Below are 21,635 nucleotides of genomic sequence, written 5' to 3' on the forward strand. Positions count from 1 at the left end.
CCTTAGCTCTTCATTTTCCACGCGTCGCCGCCTGAAATACTCAGCGGTTCCAGATCGAGTTTCTGGTTATGTTTGCCGACATATTCACGGTAGTCGTAGCGTGCACCGGGGAAGCCCAGCATTTTCCACGACACCATGTTGCGGTTACCGCCATAAATCGGATCCGCAAAGAATCCTTCCATGGTGTTTTTCAGCGCAATGGCGAAGAACAATTTGGAATCGATCCCATCGAGAGCAATTTTTCCGCTTTCCAGACCGGACAAAATTTCATCCTGCTGGTTGCCGGGCAGATCTTTGAACACTTTCTGATGTTGCGACTGAGCATATTTATCCAGCGCCGCCAGACCGAGGCGGTAGCGCTGCTGGGGAACGAGGGGCGACTGATCGCCTTGTTCCGGCGTGCCGTCCTGGAAAGGGCCTTCCATGTAGAGGCGGGCGTAAGTGCCGTAAAAACCGGCCAGCTGGCGGTCAATAAACACCGCACATCCGGCATCTTTGCCGCCAACGCTGAGATCGTCGGCGGGTACCAGACGGTCAACAATGGCTTCCATGGCCGCGGCTTCGGCGTCGGTGAAGAACGCCCAGCCGTCGTGGTCTATTTGAGGAGGCGGGCTGGCGTCGAAGGGGCTCCACACGGGCGTACCTTTGAGCGTTACCGCGTTTGCGGCCTTGGCCGCGCCGAGTACTGCTGAGGCTGCCGTGAACGAGAGAATTTGCCGGCGGGTCACGCCGGGCAAGGTTTTTTTGCTCATTTGTTTTCCCTGTTTGTTATGCATAACGCTATAGAGGGCGGTAAATGGTGCAATCAACAACGCGCTGCAAAAGCAGTCGGGTGGCGTTGTGATAATCGTTAACCTGCTAAGGATAAGTGAAAACTCTCTGTAAAGATAAATGGAATGGATGTTAAAAATGTTATGAAATGTGTGTGAATGGTTTTTTATGTTGTAATTTTAGCCAGTATTTCGATGTTTGTTTACATTTTATCCGCATAATTAATGAGGAAAAAAAGGCGTCATAAAAAACATAAAAGAGAGGGCGGGGCATTGCTGTGTGGCGTTTCGTGGCCTGAAGGTTGAAATATGCTGCCTGTCAGGTAAGATCACTGTTCACTGGCAAAATGTGTAAGGCATGACAAACGTCACAGATTTTTTTAGAAATTTATTGAAGCGTTACGCGGGACCCTCCTGCCTCTCTGTGCTTGTCGCCGGGGGATCTGCTTTTTATGCTGTAAGCGCATCTGCGCTGACGGCAGGATCCGCTGAAAACCACTCCCCGGTTTCCGACCTCCGTTATGATCTTTCCGGTTTCCTTCCTGCCAGTGATGAGCAGTCTGCGTTTAACACCGGCGCGGTCGAAAAACCTGCGGCATTGCCCAACCTTGGCAGTCAGTACATCAAAAACAAAACCGGCCCGACCGCCACGGAAACTCAGCTGGCGACCACGCTGAAAGAGCTCGGCACCACCACCGCAGACAGCGATGACCCGTTACGCCTGCAGGCGGAAAACATCGCGCTGAGTCAGGCAGCCAAGCTGGTGCAAAAGGAAACCAGCAGTTTGCTGTCGCCGCTCGGTACCGTCAGCACGACGCTGGATGTCACCGGCCATAATCTTGACGGCAGCTCAGGTCAGCTTTTCAGCCCGCTGTACAATTCCGAAAATAATCTGGTGTACAGCCAGATAGGTTTGCAGAGCGCGAGCGATGCCACGGTGGGGAATTTCGGCGTCGGTCAGCGGATCAACACCGGCGCGTGGATGCTCGGCTACAACGCCTTTATCGATAACGATTTTGACCATCAGCTCACGCGTGGCAGTCTCGGCGCAGAGGCGTGGTCAGATTATCTGCGCTTCTCCACTAACTACTATCATCCGTTTTCATCCTACAAAGCAGACAGCAGCTCGTCCGCGCAGTTGCGTCGTCAGGCGCGCGGTTACGACATTACTACCAAAGGCTATCTGCCATTTTACCGCCAGATCGGTGCCTCGCTGAGCTACGAGCAGTACTTCGGAAATCAGGTGGATTTGTTCGGCAACGGCACGCGGCAGAGTAATCCGTCAGCAGTATCCTTTGGACTGAACTATACACCGGTACCGCTGGTGACGGTGATGGCGGAGCATCAGGCAGGGCAGGACGGTGACAATCAGGATTTGGTGAAACTGACGCTGAATTACCGCCTCGGGGTTCCGCTGGATCAACAGCTGTCGACGCGAAATGTTGCAGCGGCGCGCTCGTTGCGTGGCAGCCGGATGGATATGGTGGATCGTAACAATATGCCGGTGATGGAGTTCAAACAGCGCAAAACGTTGTCGGTCTTCCTCGCCACGCCGCCGTGGACATTACAGCCTGGCGAAACCGTGCCGCTGAAATTACAGCTGCGCGCGCTGAACACGGTGGTGGCGCTGAGCTGGCAGGGCGATACGCAGGCGCTGAGTCTGACGCCGCCTGCCAATAACCGTAACGCCGATGGCTGGAGCGTGATCGTGCCGCAGTGGGATGACTCGCCGGGGGCGACTAACAGCTATCGCTTATCGGTGACGGTGGAGGACAGTAAATCGCAGAAAGTGACGTCAAACTGGATAACCCTGACGGTCGCGCCGCCGCTGACCGCCCAGCCGCAGTACGGCAATGACGCGGGTCTGAATTTCTAAAAACGTTTTCCTGTTGAGACTGATGGCCTTTCAATGTCAGAAAGGCCATCAGGAAGCATCGCAGGCCCGGTGTGCGGCCTCGCAGGATCACTCCGTGAAGAAGCTCTGCTTCAATGCCCGTTCAACACCCCGCAACTCCGCCAGCCCACGCAACCGTCCAATGGCGGAATAACCCGGATTGGTCTTCTTATTCAGGTCATCCAACATCTGATGTCCGTGATCCGGACGCATCGGGATAGCCCGCAGATTGCCAGCCTTCCGGCGGGTTTGTTCTTCGGTCAGGATGGCTTTGATCACCGCGACCATATCCACATCACCATCCAGATGATCTGCCTCGTGGAAGCTGCCCGGTACTGCTTCACGCTGGGTGGCGCGCAGATGAATGAAGTGAACACGGTCGGCGAAGGTGGTCATCATCTTCACCAAATCATTATCTTCGCGCACGCCGTAAGAACCGGTGCAGAAGCAGAAACCGTTATGGATGCTGTCAACGGTGTCTTTCAGCCATTGCATGTCTTCGATGGTGGAAACAATACGCGGCAGGCCGAGAATAGGGCGGGGAGGATCATCCGGGTGAACCGCCAGACTCAATCCGCACTGCTCGGCCACCGGCACAATGCTGCGCAGGAAGTGCGCCATGTTTTCGCGCAATCTGGCCTTGTCGATGCCGTCGTAGGTCGCCAGACGTGCGCGGAACTGCTCCAGCGTATAGCCTTCTTCCGCACCCGGTAAACCGGCAATGATGTTAGCAACCAGCGTATTTTTCTCTTCCTGCGTCATCGCCGCGAAATACTCAGCGGCCAGCTTCTGTTCTTCGGCGCTGTAATCCGCTTTGGCGCCTTCGCGTTGCAGAAGATGTAATTCGAAAGCGGCAAACGCGATGTGGTCAAACCGCAGCGCGCGGGAGCCATCCGGCAGCAGATAACCCAGATCGGTGCGCGTCCAGTCAAGAACCGGCATGAAGTTGTAGCAGACGGTATCGATGCCACAGGACGCCAGATTACGGATAGATTGCTGATAGTTGGCGATATGTTGCTCAACGTTGCCGCTGCGGGTTTTGATTTCTTCATGCACCGGAATACTTTCCACCACCGACCACGTCAGCCCCTTGGCTGCAAGTTCAGCCTGACGCTTTTTGATTTCTTCAACCGGCCACACTTCACCGTTTGGAATGTGGTGCAGGGCGGTGACCACACCGGTTGCGCCAGCCTGACGCACATCATCTAGCGATACCGGGTCTTTCGGGCCGTACCAACGCCATGTCTGTTCCATCTGTTTTCCTTAAATTTTTTTGCTGATGTTTACCAATACAGTTGACGCATGACCGCTGATAAGTTCAATCTTAGGACACGGCATGGTCTGGTGGTCTGCTGGTCAGGCCACCAGACCGCTATATGATTCAGCATCAACCCGATCATTAATGTGATCGCGATAACAGATCTGGGATTCAGCACCAGCGCGGAGAGAACAATGGAATTACCAACACTGAAAGTGGAACGGCTGTATCGCCAGATTTCTAATGTCCTGATTAACTGCATTAATACCGGACAATTTGCGCCGGGCGCGATGATCCCTTCCGAGCGGGATCTCTCTAAGCAATTAGGCGTCAGCCGGTCGTCGATTCGTGAAGCACTGATTGCGCTGGAGATTACCGGCTGGGTGGAAATCCGCACCGGCAACGGTGTGTATGTGAGTAATCCGCTCCCCGACGGTTCTCCTGTGGTTCACGCCCCACCTGCTGAAGAAGAATTCAGCCTGCAATCGCTGGTGAAAGCGCGGCAGATTTATGAGGCCATGACCGCTGAACTTGCGGCTATCAATGGCACAGACGATCAGCGCGCAAAGCTTAAAGAAATTGCCCGCGAGCTTAATGAGCTGAATACCAATAACGATGCATTTCTCGAAGCCGACCGTCGTTTCCACCTGATGATCAGTGAAATGACCGGCAACGAAGTGCTGCACGACATGATGGGATACCTGTGGGATAAACGTCAGTCACGCCGGTTCATGCGACTCGAAAGCCATTACACCGAAGTGGATTTTGCGCGTGAGATGAATGCGGACCATCAGGGGATTCTTGACGCCATTCTGGCGCGTGACGGGGCGGGCGCGAAAGCGCGGATGGGGCGGCATTTGCAGCATGTCTATGATCAGTTATTTGCGTAAAGTTTGTGCGGGGGCCGCGCACTGGCGGCCTTTTTACATGACTGAAAATGTTTCGGTTTCTTGTTGCAGAAGCCGCTCCGTTCGGCAGGATTTTTTGATCGCGCCATCTCATCATTATTAAAAAGCCATTTCACCATCATTAAAAAAATGCACTGAGCAGGTTTGCTCCTCCCCCTTTGCTCGGTTTCGGCGCGAAAGGCCCTTTAGAACACTGCAATTAAGAAACCGAAACATTCTCGTAAGACACCGAAAAATTCCCGGTCATTTATAAAGGCCGCCATTGCAGCGGCCTCCTGCGTCACCGAGCGCAAAGCTTATAGTAGACTTCATTCCACCGGATCTGATTCTTAAAGTCCGCCAGCGTCGTATCGTTATCAATCACCAGCAATTCAATCCCCGTCACCTCTGCATATAACCGCAGTGCGTCGATATCCAATGCCTGCGAGAACACCGTATGGTGCGCGCCGCCGCCGAGGATCCAGGCTTCTGCTGCGGTCGCCAGAGAGGGCTGGGCTTTCCAAATAGCGCGGGCGACAGGCAGTTTTGGCAGCGGGTGCGGTTGTTCGACGGTATCCACCAGATTCACCAGCAGGCGGAAACGGTCGCCCATGTCGATGACGCTGGCGTTAACCGCAGGGCCTGCCGGGGTAGAGAAGATCAGACGCGCCGGATCTGCTTTGCCGCCTATGCCGAGATACTGAGCATCCAGCAAAGGTTTTTCTTCTTTGGCAATCGACGGACACACTTCCAGCATGTGCGAACCGACCACCAGATCGTTGCCCGGCTTAAAGTTGTAAGTGTAATCCTCCATGAACGACGTGCCGCCTTTCAGGCCGCTGGCCATCACTTTCATGATGCGCAGCAGAGCGGAGGTTTTCCAGTCGCCTTCGCCGCCAAAGCCGTAGCCTTTTTGCATCAGACGCTGTACCGCCAGCCCCGGCAACTGCTTCATGCCGTGCAGGTCTTCGAAGTTGGTGGTAAAAGCACCAAATTTGCCTTGTTCGAGGAAACGGGTCATGCCCAGTTCGATCTTCGCCGCATCTAACAGGTTTTCACGACGTTCGCCGTTGAGCTTCACGGTGTCCGTCAGACGGTAAGTCGCTTCGTACTCTTCCACCAGCGTATCGATGTCGCCTTTGCTGACTTCGTTGATCACGCTGACCAGATCGCCGATACCGTACGCGCTGACGGTGTACCCGAACTGGATCTGCGCCGCGACTTTATCACCTTCGGTGACCGCCACTTCACGCATGTTATCGCCAAAACGCGCTACTTTCAGATGCTGACTTTCATTTTTCGCCGCAGATACCCGCATCCACTGCGCGATGCGGCGATGGGATTCGCCATCCTGCCAGTGACCGGCGACCACGGAATGCTGCTGACGCATACGTGCGCCAATGAAACCAAACTCACGGCCACCGTGGGCGGTCTGGTTCAGGTTCATAAAGTCCATGTCCATGGTTTCCCACGGCACTTCGGCGTTGAACTGTGTATGGAACTGCAACAGTGGTTTATGCAGGATGCTCAGGCCAGCAATCCACATTTTTGCCGGGGAGAAAGTATGCAGCCAGGTGATGATGCCCACGCACGGATTGTGATAGTTGGCTTCGCGGCACAGCGCGGTGATTTCATCCGGGGTGGTGACCAGCGGTTTTAGCACCAGCTTGATCGGCAGTCCGGCTTCCGAGTTCAGGCCATTCACGACCTTTTCGGCATTTTCTTTTACCTGACGTAACGTTTCCGGCCCGTAAAGATGCTGACTGCCAATAGCGAACCACACTTCGAGATGTTTAAACGCGTCCATTTGTTACTCCTGAATGTCATTGTCGGGATAGAGAAAGAGGGATTAATGCGCCGTTTTCGCTGCAAACAGCGGTTCAGTGGTGGCACACCAGGCTTGATAACGTTCGTACAGACGCTGGTATTGCTCGACGCGCTGCGGGTCCGGCAGCAACGTGCGCTCAATGCTGCAGGCCATTTTTTCCTGGGCAGCCGGTACGTCTGTGAATTCACCGGCGGCAACGGCGGCAAAGATGGCCGCACCCAGCGCGCAGCATTGATCGGAAGCAACGATTTGCAGCGGGCGGTTCATGGCGTCGGCGCACACCTGCATGATGACCGGCGATTTACGTGCAATACCGCCGAGTGTGAGAACGTTTTCCACCGGGATATCCTGCTGCTCGAAGCACTCCATGATGGCGCGTGCGCCGAATGCCGTCGCGGCGATAAAGCCTCCGAACAGCTCCGGTGCTTCGGTACCCAGATTGATGTCAGTGATCACCCCTTTCAGGCGCTGATTGGCGAAAGGTGTACGACGTCCATTGAACCAGTCGAGCACCAGCGGCAGGTGATCCAGTTTCGGATTGGCGGCCCACGCAGCGGTCAGTTCCGGCAGCAGATTTTTTTGCAAAGCAGTCAGTTGGGGTTGCAGTTCAGGATGTGCTTTCGCGGCCTGTACCAGCGGCCAGCTGAGCAGGCGACTGAACCAGGCGTACATGTCGCCAAAGGCTGATTGTCCGGCTTCCATCCCGATCATGTCCGGCACCACGCTGCCTTCCACTTGTCCACAAATGCCCGCAATTGCGCGGTCGTTCACGCGCTCTTTATCGGCGATAAGAATATCGCAGGTCGATGTACCGATGACTTTAACCAACGTATAAGGCTGCGCACCGGCACCGACTGCGCCCATGTGGCAATCGAACGCGCCGCCGGACAGTACGACGCTGGCCGGTAAGCCGAGACGCTCAGCCCAGTCAGCGGTCAGGGTGCCGACAGCCTGCTCGGCGGTAACGGTTTCGGTAAATAACGGATAGGGCAGATTTTCGACCAGTAGCGGATCGAGCGCCGCGAAGAACGCTTTCGGTGGCAGGCCGCCCCATGACGGATGCCAGAGCATTTTGTGTCCTGCGCTGCAACGGCCACGTACGACTTTATCCGGCGCGGTGGTGCCGGAAAGCAGGGCGGGCACCCAGTCGCACAGCTCCACCCAGGAAGCTGCTGCGTCACGCACAGAACTGTCTTCGCGGGAAACGTGCAGGATTTTTGCCCAGAACCATTCGGAAGAGTAGACGCCGCCGATATAGCGGGAGTAGTCGGGAAAATCGCCGCTGCGGCACAGGCGGTTGATCTCTTCGGCTTCTTCTATCGACGTGTGGTCTTTCCACAACACAAACATCGCGTTCGGGTTTTCGGCGAACTGCGGCAGGAGTGCCAGAACGTTGCCGTCCTTATCCACCGGCGCAGGCGTTGAACCGGTGGAATCTACACCGATCCCCACCACGCGCTGGCTGCGTTCAGGCCCGAGGCGAGCCACAACGTTTTTAATCGCCTGTTCCATCGCTTCTATATAGTCGCGCGGATGATGACGGAACTGGTTAATAGCCGCGTCACAATAGCGGCCTTCATTCCAGCGCGGGTAATACACCACGTCAGTTTCCATCTCAGCACCGGTCTGACAATCCACGGCCAGTGCACGGACAGAATCGCTGCCAAAATCCAGACCAAGAGCAATCGCACCTTGCGTCATTCTTTATTACTCCTTCAGGTGTGCCGTAGTCATTACGGCGGCGAATCGAATTGCTCTAACAGTAGGAGGATGTAAAAGCAGGAGTGAGGAGGCGTTAGCTGGAAGTATGCACAAATCTGCTCCTCATGATGTTTCTGTGAGGTTGGTCAAAAGTTAATGCTTGGCTAAATTCGCTATATGTATGCACAAACCTGCTGTTTTCCCGGCGTGTGATAGCGCTCTATCTTCCGTGACTAATTTACGGCTAAAACTTAACGCGTCTTACAAGAGGTGGTGGCGTGGATCGTCTGTATACAGGGCACCGCCGCACTCTCACTTTGTCTCTTTACGCTACTGATAACGTTTTCACGCGAACGGCAAATCATCAGGTTTAAAGCCGGAATCACGAGAAACAACAATAAAAGGTCGGAGAACATCATGCATAAATTCACTAAGGCGTTAGCGGCGGTAGGATTAGCTGCCGTTATGTCACATTCAGCTATGGCAGCTGAGAACCCTAAGCTGGGCTTCCTGGTTAAGCAACCAGAGGAGCCTTGGTTCCAGACTGAATGGCGGTTCGCGGACAAAGCCGGTAAGGACATGAACTTCGAGGTGATTAAAATCGCCGTGCCGGATGGCGAAAAAACATTGAACGCGATCGACAGCCTGGCGGCTAACGGTGCGAAAGGTTTTGTTATCTGTACGCCGGACCCACGTCTGGGGCCGGCCATCATGGCCAAAGCCCGCAGCTATGACATGAAAGTCATTCAGGTTGATGATCAGTTTGTGAATGCCAAAGGCAAACCGATGGAAGAAGTGCCGTTAGTGATGATGGCGGCGACTAAAATCGGCGAACGTCAGGGGCAGGAACTGTACAAAGAAATGCAAAAACGCGGCTGGAAACCGGCTGAAACCGGCGTGATGGCCATCACCGCCGATGAGCTGGATACCGCACGTCGCCGCACTTCCGGTTCAATGGACGCGCTGAAAGCCGCCGGTTTCCCGGAAAAACAAATCTACAAAGTGCCGACTAAATCTAACGATATTCCTGGCGCACTCGATGCCGGTAACTCGCTGTTAGTGCAACATCCTGAAGTGAAAAACTGGCTGATCATCGGCATGAACGATAACACCGTGCTCGGTGGCGTGCGTGCAACGGAAGGTCAGGGCTTTAAAGCGGCTAACGTGATCGGCATTGGCATCAACGGTGTGGATGCGGTGAATGAGCTGTCAAAAAGCGCGCAAACCGGTTTCTACGGTTCCCTGTTACCCAGCCCGGATATCCACGGTTATAAAAGTATCCAGATGCTGAATGAATGGGTTACCAAAGGCGTTGAACCACCAAAATTCACCGAAGTGACTGACGTGGTGCTGATCACCCGCGACAACTTCAAAGAAGAGCTCAAGAAGAAAGGCTTAATGTGATTTTTGCCTGATCTGAATTGAGTTGCTGCACCACGGACGACAGTTAAGACATTCGACTGTTTTCTGTGGTGCAGCAGCGAGTCTGACCCCTTTCACTTATCTTCCAGGTAGCCACTATGACTCAGCAATCTTTAAACAAGACGCCTTTGCTGAAACCGTCGCTGACGGAGTTTGATGCGGCCATGCCGTATCTGGAATTCCATGACATTGGCAAAGTTTTCCCCGGCGTGAAGGCGCTCGACGGGATTTCGTTCAATTGTTATGCCGGGCAAATCCATGCACTGATGGGCGAAAATGGCGCGGGAAAATCTACGCTGTTAAAGATCCTCAGCGGAAACTATCAGCCCTCGCAGGGCGTTATCCATATAAAAGGCCAGCCGGTTAGTTTCACTAAAACGACCGACGCACTCGATGCGGGCGTGGCGATCATCTATCAGGAATTGCATCTGGTGCCGGAAATGACGGTGGCAGAAAACATCTATCTGGGACAACTGCCGAGCAAACACGGTTTTGTGAACCGTAAACTCCTGCGCTATGAGGCCCAAATTCAGCTTGAGCATCTGGGTCTTGATATCAACCCGGATACGCCGCTTAAATACCTCTCCATCGGCCAGTGGCAGATGGTGGAAATCGCCAAAGCGCTGGCGCGCAATGCCAAAATCATTGCCTTTGACGAACCGACCAGCTCGCTGTCTGCCCGTGAAATCGAGCAGCTGTTCCGGGTTATCCGTGAGCTGCGCGCTGAAGGGCGGGTGATTTTATATGTCTCGCACCGCATGGAAGAAATTTTCGCATTAAGTGACGCTGTCACGGTATTCAAAGATGGCCGTTATGTGCGCACGTTTGACGATATGACCCAGGTGGATAACAGCAAACTGGTGCAGGCAATGGTGGGCCGTAATCTGGATGATATTTACGGTTATTCGCCGCGTCCGCACGGTGACGTCCGCTTGTCGCTGGAAAACGTGAAAGCACCGGGCGTGAGAACGCCAATCAGCCTGACGGTGCGTCAGGGGGAAATCGTCGGTCTGTTCGGGCTGGTGGGTGCAGGGCGCAGCGAGCTGATGAAAGGATTATTTGGCGGCACGCGCATTACCGGCGGCACGCTCAGACTCGACGGCACTGTGATGAACATCCGCAAACCGGCGGATGCTATCCGGCAGGGCATCATGCTTTGCCCGGAAGACCGCAAGGCTGACGGCATCATTCCTGTGCACTCGGTTCGCGATAACATCAATATCAGCGCCCGCCGTAAATCGGTATTTGCCGGGTGCCTGATCAATAACCCGTGGGAAGCCAAAAATGCGCGCAAGCACATTGAGGCGCTGAACATCAAAACACCCAGCGATCAGCAACTGATCATGAATCTCTCCGGCGGTAATCAGCAAAAAGCCATTCTTGGCCGCTGGTTGTCGGAAGACATGAAAGTCATTTTGCTCGATGAACCGACGCGCGGGATCGACGTTGGCGCCAAGCATGAAATCTACAACGTGATTTACTCTCTGGCAAAACAAGGCATTGCGGTGCTGTTTGCGTCCAGTGATTTACCGGAAGTGCTGGGTCTGGCGGACAGAATTGTCGTGATGCGCGAAGGCGCTGTCTCCGGCGAACTGTCCCATGATGAAGCCACCGAAGAAAAAGCGCTGGGGCTCGCGATGTTGCGAACTCCGGACCTGACTTCTGCCCCTGACGCTGCCTGACTGAGGAGCACAATATTATGTCCAGTATGACAACCAATTCCGCCAAACCGGATCAACCTTCAGCAGCTTCGCGCGGCGGACAGGGGCTGATGCGTATCTGGGACAGTTACGGCATGTTAGTGGTATTCGCCGTGCTGTTTATTGCCTGCAGTATTTTCGTGCCAAACTTCAGTTCTTTCATCAACATGAAAGGTCTGGGGCTGGCAATTTCAATGTCCGGGATGGTCGCCTGCGGGATGCTTTTCTGTCTGGCATCCGGTGATTTTGACTTGTCCGTCGCCTCAGTCATTGCCTGCGCGGGCGTCACCACGGCGGTGGTCATTAACATGACCGAAAGCCTGTGGATTGGCGTGGGTGCCGGTTTGGTGTTGGGGATGTTGACCGGTTTACTCAACGGTTTCGTGATTGCCCGTCTGAAAATCAATGCGCTGATCACCACCCTGGCCACCATGCAGATTGTGCGCGGTCTGGCGTACATCATTTCCGACGGTAAAGCGGTGGGCATCGAGGACGAGCGTTTCTTCGCCCTCGGCTATGCTAACTGGTTCGGCCTGCCTGCGCCGATCTGGCTGACGGTCGGCTGCCTGATCATTTTCGGGCTGCTGCTCAATAAAACCACTTTCGGGCGCAACACGCTGGCGATCGGCGGTAACGAAGATGCGGCGCGTCTGGCCGGTGTGCCGGTGGTGCGTACCAAAATCATCATCTTTATGCTGTCCGGGCTGGTGTCGGCGGCGGCGGGGATCATCCTTGCATCGCGCATGACCAGCGGCCAGCCGATGACGTCGCTGGGCTTTGAGCTGATTGTCATTTCCGCCTGCGTGCTGGGCGGCGTGTCACTGAAGGGCGGTATCGGCAAAATTTCCTACGTGGTTTCCGGCATCCTGATTTTGGGTACAGTTGAAAATGCCATGAACCTGCTGAACATTTCTCCGTTCTCCCAATACGTGGTGCGTGGCTTGATCCTGCTGGCGGCGGTTATCTTCGACCGGTACAAACAGAAAGCTAAAAAGACGGTTTGACCCTGTTTGGTGATAACGCTTTCACACGGCATTTAACGCTTTGACAGGTTAGATGCCGTAAAAGCGCGTGGTTGTTCACAATTTTGTAACGTTTGCTGGCAACGTTTTCACTGAGGGTTAGAATAGTGAAAAGTCCATAGCCACGTGATGTTTCAGGAGGTTCGATGTACCACCGCATGATTCAGGATCAACAGCAAAATCCGCTGTTACCGGGTTACAGTTTCAATGCCTATCTGGTCGCCGGAATGACACCGATCCTTGCTGACGGACCGCTGGATTTCGCCATTGATCGTCCGGGTGGCATGAAAGGGTTTATCCTCAACCTGACGGTGAAAGGTCAGGGCAAAGTGTTTGACGGCGAGGATACGTTTTACTGCAATCCCGGCGACCTGTTACTGTTCCCGCCTAAAGCACGTCATCTTTACAGCCGTTCGGCAAACAGCGATTGCTGGTATCACCGGTGGGTGTATTTCCGCCCGCGCGCCTATTGGGCCGACTGGCTGGAATGGCATACGAAAACCCGCGACGTGGGGCGTCTTTCGCTACCCAATAATACGCTGCTGTTGGAATTCGACCGTCTGTTTGCCAACATCGAGCAAACGCAAAAGTCAGGCCGTCGTTTCTGCGAAGAATTAGGGATGAACCTGCTGGAGCGTCTGTTGCTGCGCGCCATGGAAGAAGACCCGCAGAGCCCGCAAAAAATCATGGATCCGCGCGTCATCGAAGCCTGTCAGTTCATTACCGGCAATCTCGCCGGGGAGTTGCGTATTGATGAGGTTGCCCGCCACGTCTGCCTGTCGCCCTCGCGTCTGGCGCATTTATTCCGGGAACAGGTTGGGATCAATATTCTCCGCTGGCGTGAAGATCAGCGCGTCATCCGCGCCAAACTGTTATTACAAACCACGCAGGAATCGATTGCGACCATTGGCCGTGTCGTCGGCTATGACGATCAGCTGTATTTCTCGCGGGTATTCCGCAAGCGGGTTGGAGTGAGCCCGAGTGATTTTCGTCGCCGCAGCGTGGAGATTAATTATCCTGCTAAACCGTATAAAGCGCCGGCGGATAATGCGATTGCATACCATTTTTAGGCTCTGTTAAGCATGAAGTTTTTTTGCAGGAGACCGCTTGCGAGGGCGGTTTTCCACCTCTTCCTCGGCGTGATTTTTGAACGCGGCCACAGGCTTTTTAGGTCACAACTTCCCCGGCTCAGGATCATTTTAAAAAAGGCGAGATGGTGCGATCAAAAATTCAGCTGAACGAATCGGCAGGGTTTTGCGCCACACGCGGAGGTGACAGAACATGTCCATCGTTCCAGCGGCATCTGCAAAAATATAATTCGATTTTTTCCCTTGTCCCACTCCCTCAGCTAGTGTCAAATCAAACCAATAGCGTCCTAACGGGCAAGACCGTTAAAATCACAGGAAATCATCATGACCCAATCCCTCCGAGTTGGCCTCATCGGTTATGGCTTTGCCAGTAAAACCTTCCATTCACCTTTGATAGACGGTACGCCGGGACTCGAGCTGGCGGCAGTGTCCAGCAGCGATGCCGGTAAAGTTCATGCGGACTGGCCGAACGTCACTGTTGTCGATTCGCCTGAGAAAATATTTGCCGATCCTTCCATCGATTTGGTTGTCATTCCTACACCTAACACCACCCATTTCCCGCTGGCTAAACTGGCGCTGGAAGCAGGTAAACACGTCATCGTTGATAAACCTTTCACCGTGACGCTGGAAGAAGCCCGCGAACTGGACGCGCTGGCTCAGGCGAAAGGCAAAGTTCTTTCGGTGTTCCACAACCGCCGCTGGGACTCCGATTTCCTGACCGTTAAAACGCTGATCAACGAAGGGTCGCTGGGCGATATCGTCTATTTCGAATCCCATTACGATCGCTACAAACCGCAGGTGCTGGAACGCTGGCGTGAGAGCGCGGCGCAGGGCAGCGGTATCTGGTACGACTTAGGGTCGCATCTGCTTGATCAGGCGTTGCAGCTCTTCGGTACGCCGGACACCTTGCAGGCCGATCTCGCGGTGTTGCGCCCCGGCGGCAAAGCGGTGGATTACTTCAATGCCGTGCTGACCTATCCGCGCCGTCGCGTCGTGCTGCACAGCACCGTGTATGCCGTGGCGGAGACGGCGCGGTTTATCGTGCAGGGCGAAAAGGGCAGCTACGTGAAATTCGGGCTGGACCCGCAGGAAGATCGCCTGAAAGCCGGTGAACGTTTGCCGCAGGCCGACTGGGGTTACGACATGCGTGATGGTGTCGTGACGCTCAGCCACGACGGCGTGCTGGCAGAAAAAACGCTGCTGACGCTGCCGGGAAACTATCCTGCTTATTATGCCGGAGTGCGCGATGCGATTAACGGACAGGGCGATAACCCGGTTCCGGCGGCCGATGCTATCCGCGTGATGGAAATGATCGAGCTGGGTATGCAGTCTTCAGAACAGCGCGCGACGCTTGACGTCAAAAAATAAGTCGCCGCGCGACTTTTTACACTACCTGTTTATATGGCAAGGAAGGTTCATGTCCTGGTTAAAGATTGATAAGTTTTTGCTGATTCTGGTCTGCGTGGTGGTGCTTGCGTCGTTCTTTCCCTGTGAAGGGATTTACAAGACGGTCTTCGAGCATCTGACCACCTTTGCTATCGCGCTGCTGTTCTTTATGCACGGCGCGAAGCTGTCGCGTGAAGCGATTATGGCGGGGATCAGCCACTGGCGTTTGCACGTGGTGGTCTTTCTCAGCACGTTCGCGCTGTTCCCGCTGCTGGGGCTGGGCATGAAATGGCTGGTGCCGGTTGGGATCCTGACGCCGACGCTGTACTACGGCTTTCTGTATCTTTGTGCGCTGCCTGCCACCGTGCAGTCGGCAATCGCCTATACGTCAGTTGCGGGCGGCAATATTCCGGCGGCGATTTGCAGTGCGTCGGCCTCCAGCATCCTCGGCGTTTTCCTTTCGCCGGTGCTGGTCGGCCTGCTGATGCACACGCAGGGTGGCACCACTGACACGCTGCACGCTATCGGCTCCATCGTTCTGCAACTGATGGTGCCGTTTATCATCGGGCATCTGTGTCGTCCGCTGATCGGCGGCTGGGTGCAGCGCCACAAGAAAATCGTCAACGTCACTGACCGTTCTTCGATTCTGCTGGTGGTATATGTGGCGTTCAGCGCCGCAGTAGTGGAAGGCATCTGGCACCAGATCGACGGCTGGCAGCTTCTGGCGGTGCTGGGCTGTTCGATTGTGCTGCTGACCATCGTGCTTATCATCAATACTTTTGTGGCGCGGCTGTTTGGTTTCAACACCAAAGATGAAATCACCATTGTCTTCTGCGGTTCGAAGAAAAGTCTGGCGAACGGGATCCCGATGGCGAACGTTCTGTTCCCGGCGGCTGCCGTCGGCGCGATGGTGTTACCGCTGATGATTTTCCACCAGATACAGCTGATGGTCTGTGCGGTGCTGGCGTCGCGTTACGCTAAGCGTGTGGCGCGGGAAGAAGCAGCGTTGCAGGTGAAGAAAGAAGAAGTGAAGTCAGCGTAACCCGCTGTCAGAAAAGAAAAGGGCGAGAATACATCTCGCCCTTTTTTATTGCGTCATAAACCGTTAAGCGGTCACTTTGTCGCGGATCGCCTGTTTTTCAGCTTCGGTCAGGAAGGCCATGGTCAAGCCATTTTCCTGTGCTTTGCGGATTTCGTTTTGGGTCAGGCCAGCGGCGGGTGCAGCCACGTTGTATTCGTTGGCGATCTCAATGCCCTGAACCGCCGGGTCATCGGTATTGATCGAGGCCAGAACGCCGTGGCGCAGGAACACTGCCAGCGGATGCTGCTCGAATGACGCGACGGTGCTGGTCTGAATGTTGGAGGTCAGGCAGGATTCGATACCAATCTGATGCTTCGCCAGGAAATCCATCAGCTCAGGATCCTGCGCGGCTTTCACGCCGTGGCCGATACGTTCTGCGCCCAGCTCGCGAATGGCCTGCCAGATGCTTTCCGGACCTGCCGCTTCGCCCGCGTGAACGGTGATACGCCAGCCGGCGTCGCGCGCACGGTTAAAGTGGCTGAGGAACAGGCTGCCAGGGAAACCGAGTTCGTCACCGGCCAGATCCAGTGCGGTAATGCCGTCGCGGTGCGCCAGTAAACCTTCCAGCTCCTGCACACAGGCGTCTTCGCCAAAAGTACGGCTCAGAATGCCGATAAGACGCACATCGATATCGTGATTTTTCTGGCCTTCGCGGATCCCTTCAATCACCGCTTCAACCACGCCTGCAACCGGCAGTTTGTGGTTCATTGCCATGTAGTATGGCGAGAAACGCAGCTCGGTATAGTGCAGACCGGCTTTCGCGGCGTCTTCGACGTTCTCTTTCGCCACGCGACGGCAGGCATCGATATCGCCCAGCACTTTCACGCCCCAGTCCAGTTTTTGCAGGAAGCTCACCAGATCCGGTTCAGCGTGCATGACCTGAACGTGCGGGCGCAGGGCTTCAATTTCATTGGCAGGCAGGGTCAGGTTGAACTGGCGGCCTAAATCGAGAATGGTTTGAGCGCGAATGTTGCCATCAAGGTGGCGGTGGATATCAGTCAGGGGAAGGCGGGTATCGATCATGGGGTGCACTCATTATTATTGAAATGTGCGGGGTATTATAGCTGGCTTTTGTTGCGCAACGATAGAGGGAGCTCCTTCCTTTGCGCAAGGAAGGAGCAAAGCGGGGTTTATTTTACTGCCTTTATCGCCCGAATCAGCGCCTGAACGCCGGACTCGACTTTCGAACGCGGGCAACCGACGTTGAGGCGCAGGAAGCCTTCGCCTTCAGCGCCGTACGTATATCCCGGCATAATCGCCACTTTTTGCTGTTCGATCAGCTCTTTTTGCAGCTGTTTGTCGTCGATACCCAGCGGGCGCAGATCGATCCACGCCAGGTAGGTTGACTGCGGGGGCTGCCAGTTCAGCTGCGGGAAAGCGGCATTAAGCTCGACCGCGACGTAACGCAGATTGCCCTGCAAATAATCGCGCAATGCGTCCAGCCACGGCTCACCCGCCTGATAGGCCGCCACATGGGCGTGGATAGCCAGCACCGCCGGAGAAGATAAGCCGTCGCAGGCTTTGAGCTGATGAAGATACGCATCGCGCTGCGCTTTGTGGCTGATAAGCCCATAAGCGCCGGTCAGCGCAGGAATATTGAAGCTTTTTGAGCCGGAGGTCAGCAGTGCCCATTCGCCGCGCGCCACTTCATTCCACGGTGTATGGTGGTTATCGCCCCAGACCATATCCATGTGGATTTCATCGCTTATCACCCGCACATTATGACGTTTGCACAGTTGTGCGATCAGCGTCAGTTCTTCACGCGTCCAGACTTTGCCGGTTGGATTGTGCGGGCTGCACATCAGCAGCAGAGAGCAGCCCGGCTGCGCCAGCAGGCTTTCCAGCTGTTTTGCATCCAGCGCCCAGTGATTGCCATTTTTAATCAGCGGGCTGTTAAGCATCTGGCGATGATTACCTTCGACCACTTTGAAAAAAGCGTCGTAGGCGGGGGTAAACGTGACAACACCGTCGCCCGGCTGACTCCACTGGCGGATCAGTTGCGCCACCATGTAAATCACCGAAGGGCCGTAAACCACCATGTCACGATCAATCTTGCTGTCAAAACGCTGTTGATACCAGTGGGCGATAGCGCCGAGGAAATCATCATGATGCCAGCGGCTGTAGCCGAGCACACCGTGTTGCAAACGCTTGTGCAGCGCGTCGAGGATGCAGGGCGCAGCGGCAAAATCCATGTCGGAAATGGTAAATGGCAGTAAGTCTGCGCTGCCAAAACGGTCGGCGACGTAATCCCACTGCGTACACCAGCTGCCGTGGCGGTCCACGACGGTGGAGAAATCAAAAGTAGCTGAGGACATTTTTTTCACTCCCTGAAGAAAGCAGAAAAGGGCGACACAAAGTCGCCCTGCGGTTCAGTGTTTACGCCGTCACTGGTTCCGGCGCGGTCTGGCTGGCCGCTTCACGGATCAGGTAATCCAGCTCATCTTTCACCGATTGTACCTGCGGCCCGATCACGACTTGCAGATTGTGGTCGTTGAGATGAACCACGCCAATCGCACGGTTAGCTTTCAGAGTGGCATCATCGACCAGCGTCATATCTGCAACGGACAGACGCAGACGGGTGATACAGTTATCCAGAGAAACGATATTCCCGGCACCGCCCAGCGCGCTCAGAATGACGGGTACGTTATAACCGGATTTGCTGGAAGAAGGCACCGGCGCGGCGTTGGGCATCGTGTCAGATTCCCGTCCAGGCGTTTTAATGTTAAAGCGCATAATAGAGAAGCGGAAGATAGCGTAGTACGCCACGAACCAAATCGCCGCCACAACCGGAACCAGATACCATTTGGTCGCCGTACCGTGAAGGATACCGAACACCACGAAATCGATGATGTTACCGTCGGTATTGCCGATGGTGACGCCAAGTACCGACATAATGGTGAAGCCCAGACCGGTCAGAATGGCATGGATGACATACAGAACCGGTGCGACGAACAGGAACAGGAATTCGATAGGTTCCGTGGTTCCGCCGACGACACAGGCCACGACGCCGGAAATCAGCAGGCCTTTAATTTTATGACGGTTTTCAGGTTTCGCGCAGTGGTACATCGCCAGAGCCGCACCCGGCAAGCCGCCGAGGAAGGCAGGCATTTTACCCTGAGACAAGAACTGCGTGGCACTTTCAGAGAAGCCGTGGGTGGTCGAGCAGGAAAGTTGCGCCTGGAAGATGGTCAGCGCGCCGCTCACTTCACGGCCACAGACATCCATCGTTCCGCCGGCTTCGGTGAAGCGAATCAGCGCTACCAGAATGTGATGCAGGCCAAAAGGCAGCAGCAGTCGTTCACCGGAACCGAAAATCATCGGCCCGAAGACACCCGCACCCTGGATCATACGGCCCAGACCGTTGATGCCTGCCGCGAAGAACGGCCAGATCAGTGGGATCAGCAAGCCGACTAAACCGAGTACCACGGTGGTAACGATCGGCACGAAGCGTGTGCCGCCGAAGAATGCCAGCGCATCCGGCAGACGGATGGTGTTGTAGCGCTCATGCAGAATGTAGACGATGATACCGACGATCACCGCGCCCAGAATACCGGTGTCGATGGACTGAATGCCGAGGATCATCTGGATGTTGTTGGCTTTGAGAACCAGCGGGTCCACTGTCGGCAGGGTGCCGTTGGCGGTCAGATAGAAGTTAATCGCCAGATTCAGTACCGCAAAACCGACAAAGCCGGAAAACGCTGCAACGCCTTTGTTTTCACGCGCCATACCCAGCGGGATTGCGATGGCGAACATCACCGGCAGGAAGCTGAACGCGAACGAACCGACTTTGCTCATCCAGACGAAAATCAGCTGGAGGACAGGATTGCCCAATGCAGGCAACAGCGTAATCACGTCGTGGCTGCTTAACGAACTGCCGATACCCAACATGATGCCGCAAAACGACAACAGGGCGACGGGCAGCATGAAGGTTTTACCCAGGCTTTGGAAGAATTCCCAAAGTGTGACTTTTTGTTTTTTATTGGCAGGCATAACTGCTCCCTGAAAGATGTAGTGTTGGCTGTGTGTTGACGGCGGCTAAGATAAAACGTTTTACCTAAATAATACGTGCCACATATCACAATATTTAAACATCGCCAGTTTCAAGGGGTTTTAATCAGGTTTAACGTTTTACTAAAATGTCCAAATTCGGTATAACTATTTGACCACGCTTATTATTTGCAATCTGGAATAAAGCGGGCGGGAAGCAACCCGTTAAACGGAGTTTGAAATGAACGATAACGTCCGATGAGCCATAAAAAAATAACGATTATTGACGTTGCACAGCACGCGGGGGTTTCCGTCACCACGGTGTCCCTGGTGCTGAGCGGCAAAGGCCGTATTTCACAAACCACGTCTGAGCGGGTTAACCGTGCCGTGGATGAGCTGGGTTTTGTGCGCAACCGTCAGGCGAGTACGCTGCGCGGCGGCGAGTCCGGCGTGGTCGGGCTGATTGTTCGCGATATCTGCGAACCCTTTTATGCCGAAATGACCGCCGGTCTGAGTGAGATGTTTGAAGCACAGGGTAAAGTGTTGTTCCTGCTGCAAAGCGGCCCGACGGGCAAAGGGTTGGAACGCTGTTTCGACACGCTGCTGACGCACGGTGTTGACGGCATTGTGATCGCTGGTGGGGTGAATTCGATAGCCGGACTGAAGGAAAAAGCCGAAGAGCAGGGCGTCCCGCTGATTTGTGCGGCGCGTTCAGGCGGCATCGAAGGCGTTGACGTCGTGCGCCCGGATAACATGCTGGCCGCAAAAATGGCCACGGAATATCTGATCAAACGCGGCCATAAGCAGATAGCCTACCTCGGCGGGCTGAGTAATTCATTAACCCGCGCCGAACGTCTCGGCGGCTTCTGTGCCACGCTTTTGCAATACGGCCTGCCGTTTCGCAGCGAATGGATTATCGAGTGTGATTACCCGCAGAAATGTGCCGCCGATGCGGCAGAAGCGTTGTTAACGCATTACCCGAAAATCAGCGCCATCGTGTGCCATAAAGCCTCCGTCGCGATGGGTGCCTATTTCGGCGTCATGCGCACCGGCACGCAGGTCGGCGGTGGCGCGGTAGACAACTTCTTCCAACAAAAAGTCGCATTAATCGGCATGGAAGATGCGCCGGAATCCGCACTGACCGAACCGCCGCTCACCTCGATCGCGAATTCGGCGAGGGAAATTGGATATGCGGCTGCCCGACGGTTAATGATGAGGATTGGCGGGCAGAATCTGGAAGCGCAGAATATTATTGTGGCACCGGGGTTGGTGGAGAGGGAATCGGCTTAGCAGGTGCCAGGCGGGGAATGAGTGGGATTGTTTTAAATTCAAGGTCAAGGTCGTGGGTTGCCACCCACAGCTGTACTCGGGCCGCTCCCTCCCCTGCGAAGGGGAGGGTTGGGGTGGGGTATTGATTCCAAATCAATAAGTTAAAGCGTGCTTTAATAAGTTTATTGCCAGCCATATCCCCTCCCGGCCTCCCCCTTCGCAAGGGGAGGAGCAAAGCAAACCTGCTCAGTGCCTTTTTTAATAATGATGGGATGGCAGGGTTTTGCGCCACACGCGGGAGTCACAGAACACGCCCATCGTTTTCGCGATAGCGCGTGTTTG

16 protein-coding genes are annotated in these 21,635 nt (G+C 54.8%); 9 read left to right on the top strand and 7 right to left on the bottom strand.

Annotated features, from left to right (window positions below):
- Positions 1-2: 2 nt before the first annotated feature.
- Entirely contained in the window at positions 3-752 is a 750-nt protein-coding gene (locus tag I2123_RS12540; protein WP_120078274.1) for a gluconate 2-dehydrogenase subunit 3 family protein, read from the bottom strand.
- Between the two features lie 376 nt (positions 753-1,128).
- Here I2123_RS12540 and I2123_RS12545 point away from each other — a divergent pair, with 376 nt between their 5' ends.
- Complete coding sequence (locus tag I2123_RS12545; protein WP_213050595.1) at positions 1,129-2,646, top strand: YchO/YchP family invasin; 1,518 nt, start codon at positions 1,129-1,131, stop codon at positions 2,644-2,646.
- 87 nt (positions 2,647-2,733) lie between these two features.
- Here I2123_RS12545 and uxuA read toward each other — a convergent pair whose 3' ends face one another.
- The gene (uxuA, locus tag I2123_RS12550) at positions 2,734-3,918 is read right to left on the bottom strand and encodes a mannonate dehydratase (RefSeq protein WP_213050596.1); all 1,185 of its coding nucleotides are present in this window, start codon (positions 3,916-3,918) and stop codon (positions 2,734-2,736) included.
- A gap of 198 nt (positions 3,919-4,116) precedes the next feature.
- Between uxuA and I2123_RS12555 the strand changes: the two genes are divergently transcribed.
- On the top strand, positions 4,117-4,812 hold the full coding sequence (locus I2123_RS12555) for a FadR/GntR family transcriptional regulator (protein WP_213050597.1): 696 nt from the start codon (positions 4,117-4,119) through the stop codon (positions 4,810-4,812).
- A gap of 298 nt (positions 4,813-5,110) precedes the next feature.
- Here the strand turns inward: I2123_RS12555 and araA are convergent, their stop codons facing one another.
- Both araA and I2123_RS12565 read right to left on the bottom strand, forming a co-directional pair.
- Positions 5,111-6,616, bottom strand: coding sequence for an L-arabinose isomerase (gene araA, locus I2123_RS12560; protein WP_120078281.1), 1,506 nt, complete (start codon positions 6,614-6,616; stop codon positions 5,111-5,113).
- A 42-nt stretch (positions 6,617-6,658) separates the two neighbouring features.
- Positions 6,659-8,338, bottom strand: coding sequence for a ribulokinase (locus I2123_RS12565; protein ID WP_213050598.1), 1,680 nt, complete (start codon positions 8,336-8,338; stop codon positions 6,659-6,661).
- 417 nt (positions 8,339-8,755) lie between these two features.
- Between I2123_RS12565 and I2123_RS12570 the strand changes: the two genes are divergently transcribed.
- From I2123_RS12570 to I2123_RS12595, 6 genes are all read left to right on the top strand, one after another.
- Positions 8,756-9,742 (top strand): arabinose ABC transporter substrate-binding protein, encoded by a 987-nt coding sequence (locus tag I2123_RS12570; RefSeq protein WP_120078283.1) that lies wholly within the window; start codon positions 8,756-8,758, stop codon positions 9,740-9,742.
- Between the two features lie 116 nt (positions 9,743-9,858).
- Complete coding sequence (gene araG / locus I2123_RS12575; protein ID WP_120078285.1) at positions 9,859-11,442, top strand: L-arabinose ABC transporter ATP-binding protein AraG; 1,584 nt, start codon at positions 9,859-9,861, stop codon at positions 11,440-11,442.
- Between the two features lie 17 nt (positions 11,443-11,459).
- Complete coding sequence (gene araH / locus I2123_RS12580) at positions 11,460-12,464, top strand: L-arabinose ABC transporter permease AraH (RefSeq protein ID WP_120078287.1); 1,005 nt, start codon at positions 11,460-11,462, stop codon at positions 12,462-12,464.
- A gap of 164 nt (positions 12,465-12,628) precedes the next feature.
- The gene (gene araC / locus I2123_RS12585; RefSeq protein ID WP_120078288.1) at positions 12,629-13,552 is read left to right on the top strand and encodes an arabinose operon transcriptional regulator AraC; all 924 of its coding nucleotides are present in this window, start codon (positions 12,629-12,631) and stop codon (positions 13,550-13,552) included.
- Positions 13,553-13,894: 342 nt separating this feature from the next.
- Positions 13,895-14,938 (top strand): oxidoreductase, encoded by a 1,044-nt coding sequence (locus I2123_RS12590; protein WP_213050599.1) that lies wholly within the window; start codon positions 13,895-13,897, stop codon positions 14,936-14,938.
- A gap of 49 nt (positions 14,939-14,987) precedes the next feature.
- Positions 14,988-15,998 carry a bile acid:sodium symporter family protein gene (locus I2123_RS12595; protein ID WP_120078290.1) on the top strand — a complete coding sequence of 337 codons (1,011 nt, stop codon included), beginning with the start codon at positions 14,988-14,990 and terminating at the stop codon, positions 15,996-15,998.
- 63 nt (positions 15,999-16,061) lie between these two features.
- Here the strand turns inward: I2123_RS12595 and add are convergent, their stop codons facing one another.
- The 3 genes from add to malX all read right to left on the bottom strand — a co-directional run bounded on the left by add (position 16,062) and on the right by malX (position 20,027).
- Positions 16,062-17,060 (bottom strand): adenosine deaminase, encoded by a 999-nt coding sequence (add, locus tag I2123_RS12600; protein ID WP_120078292.1) that lies wholly within the window; start codon positions 17,058-17,060, stop codon positions 16,062-16,064.
- A 107-nt stretch (positions 17,061-17,167) separates the two neighbouring features.
- Positions 17,168-18,352 (bottom strand): MalY/PatB family protein, encoded by a 1,185-nt coding sequence (locus tag I2123_RS12605; RefSeq protein ID WP_213050600.1) that lies wholly within the window; start codon positions 18,350-18,352, stop codon positions 17,168-17,170.
- Positions 18,353-18,413: 61 nt separating this feature from the next.
- Complete coding sequence (gene malX, locus I2123_RS12610; RefSeq protein ID WP_213050601.1) at positions 18,414-20,027, bottom strand: maltose/glucose-specific PTS transporter subunit IIBC; 1,614 nt, start codon at positions 20,025-20,027, stop codon at positions 18,414-18,416.
- Between the two features lie 255 nt (positions 20,028-20,282).
- Here malX and malI point away from each other — a divergent pair, with 255 nt between their 5' ends.
- The gene (malI, locus tag I2123_RS12615; protein ID WP_213050602.1) at positions 20,283-21,314 is read left to right on the top strand and encodes a Mal regulon transcriptional regulator MalI; all 1,032 of its coding nucleotides are present in this window, start codon (positions 20,283-20,285) and stop codon (positions 21,312-21,314) included.
- Positions 21,315-21,635 lie beyond the last annotated feature (321 nt).

Origin of the sequence: Rahnella inusitata, from assembly GCF_018288855.1 — a bacterium.
Taxonomy (GTDB): Bacteria; Pseudomonadota; Gammaproteobacteria; order Enterobacterales; family Enterobacteriaceae; genus Rahnella; species Rahnella inusitata.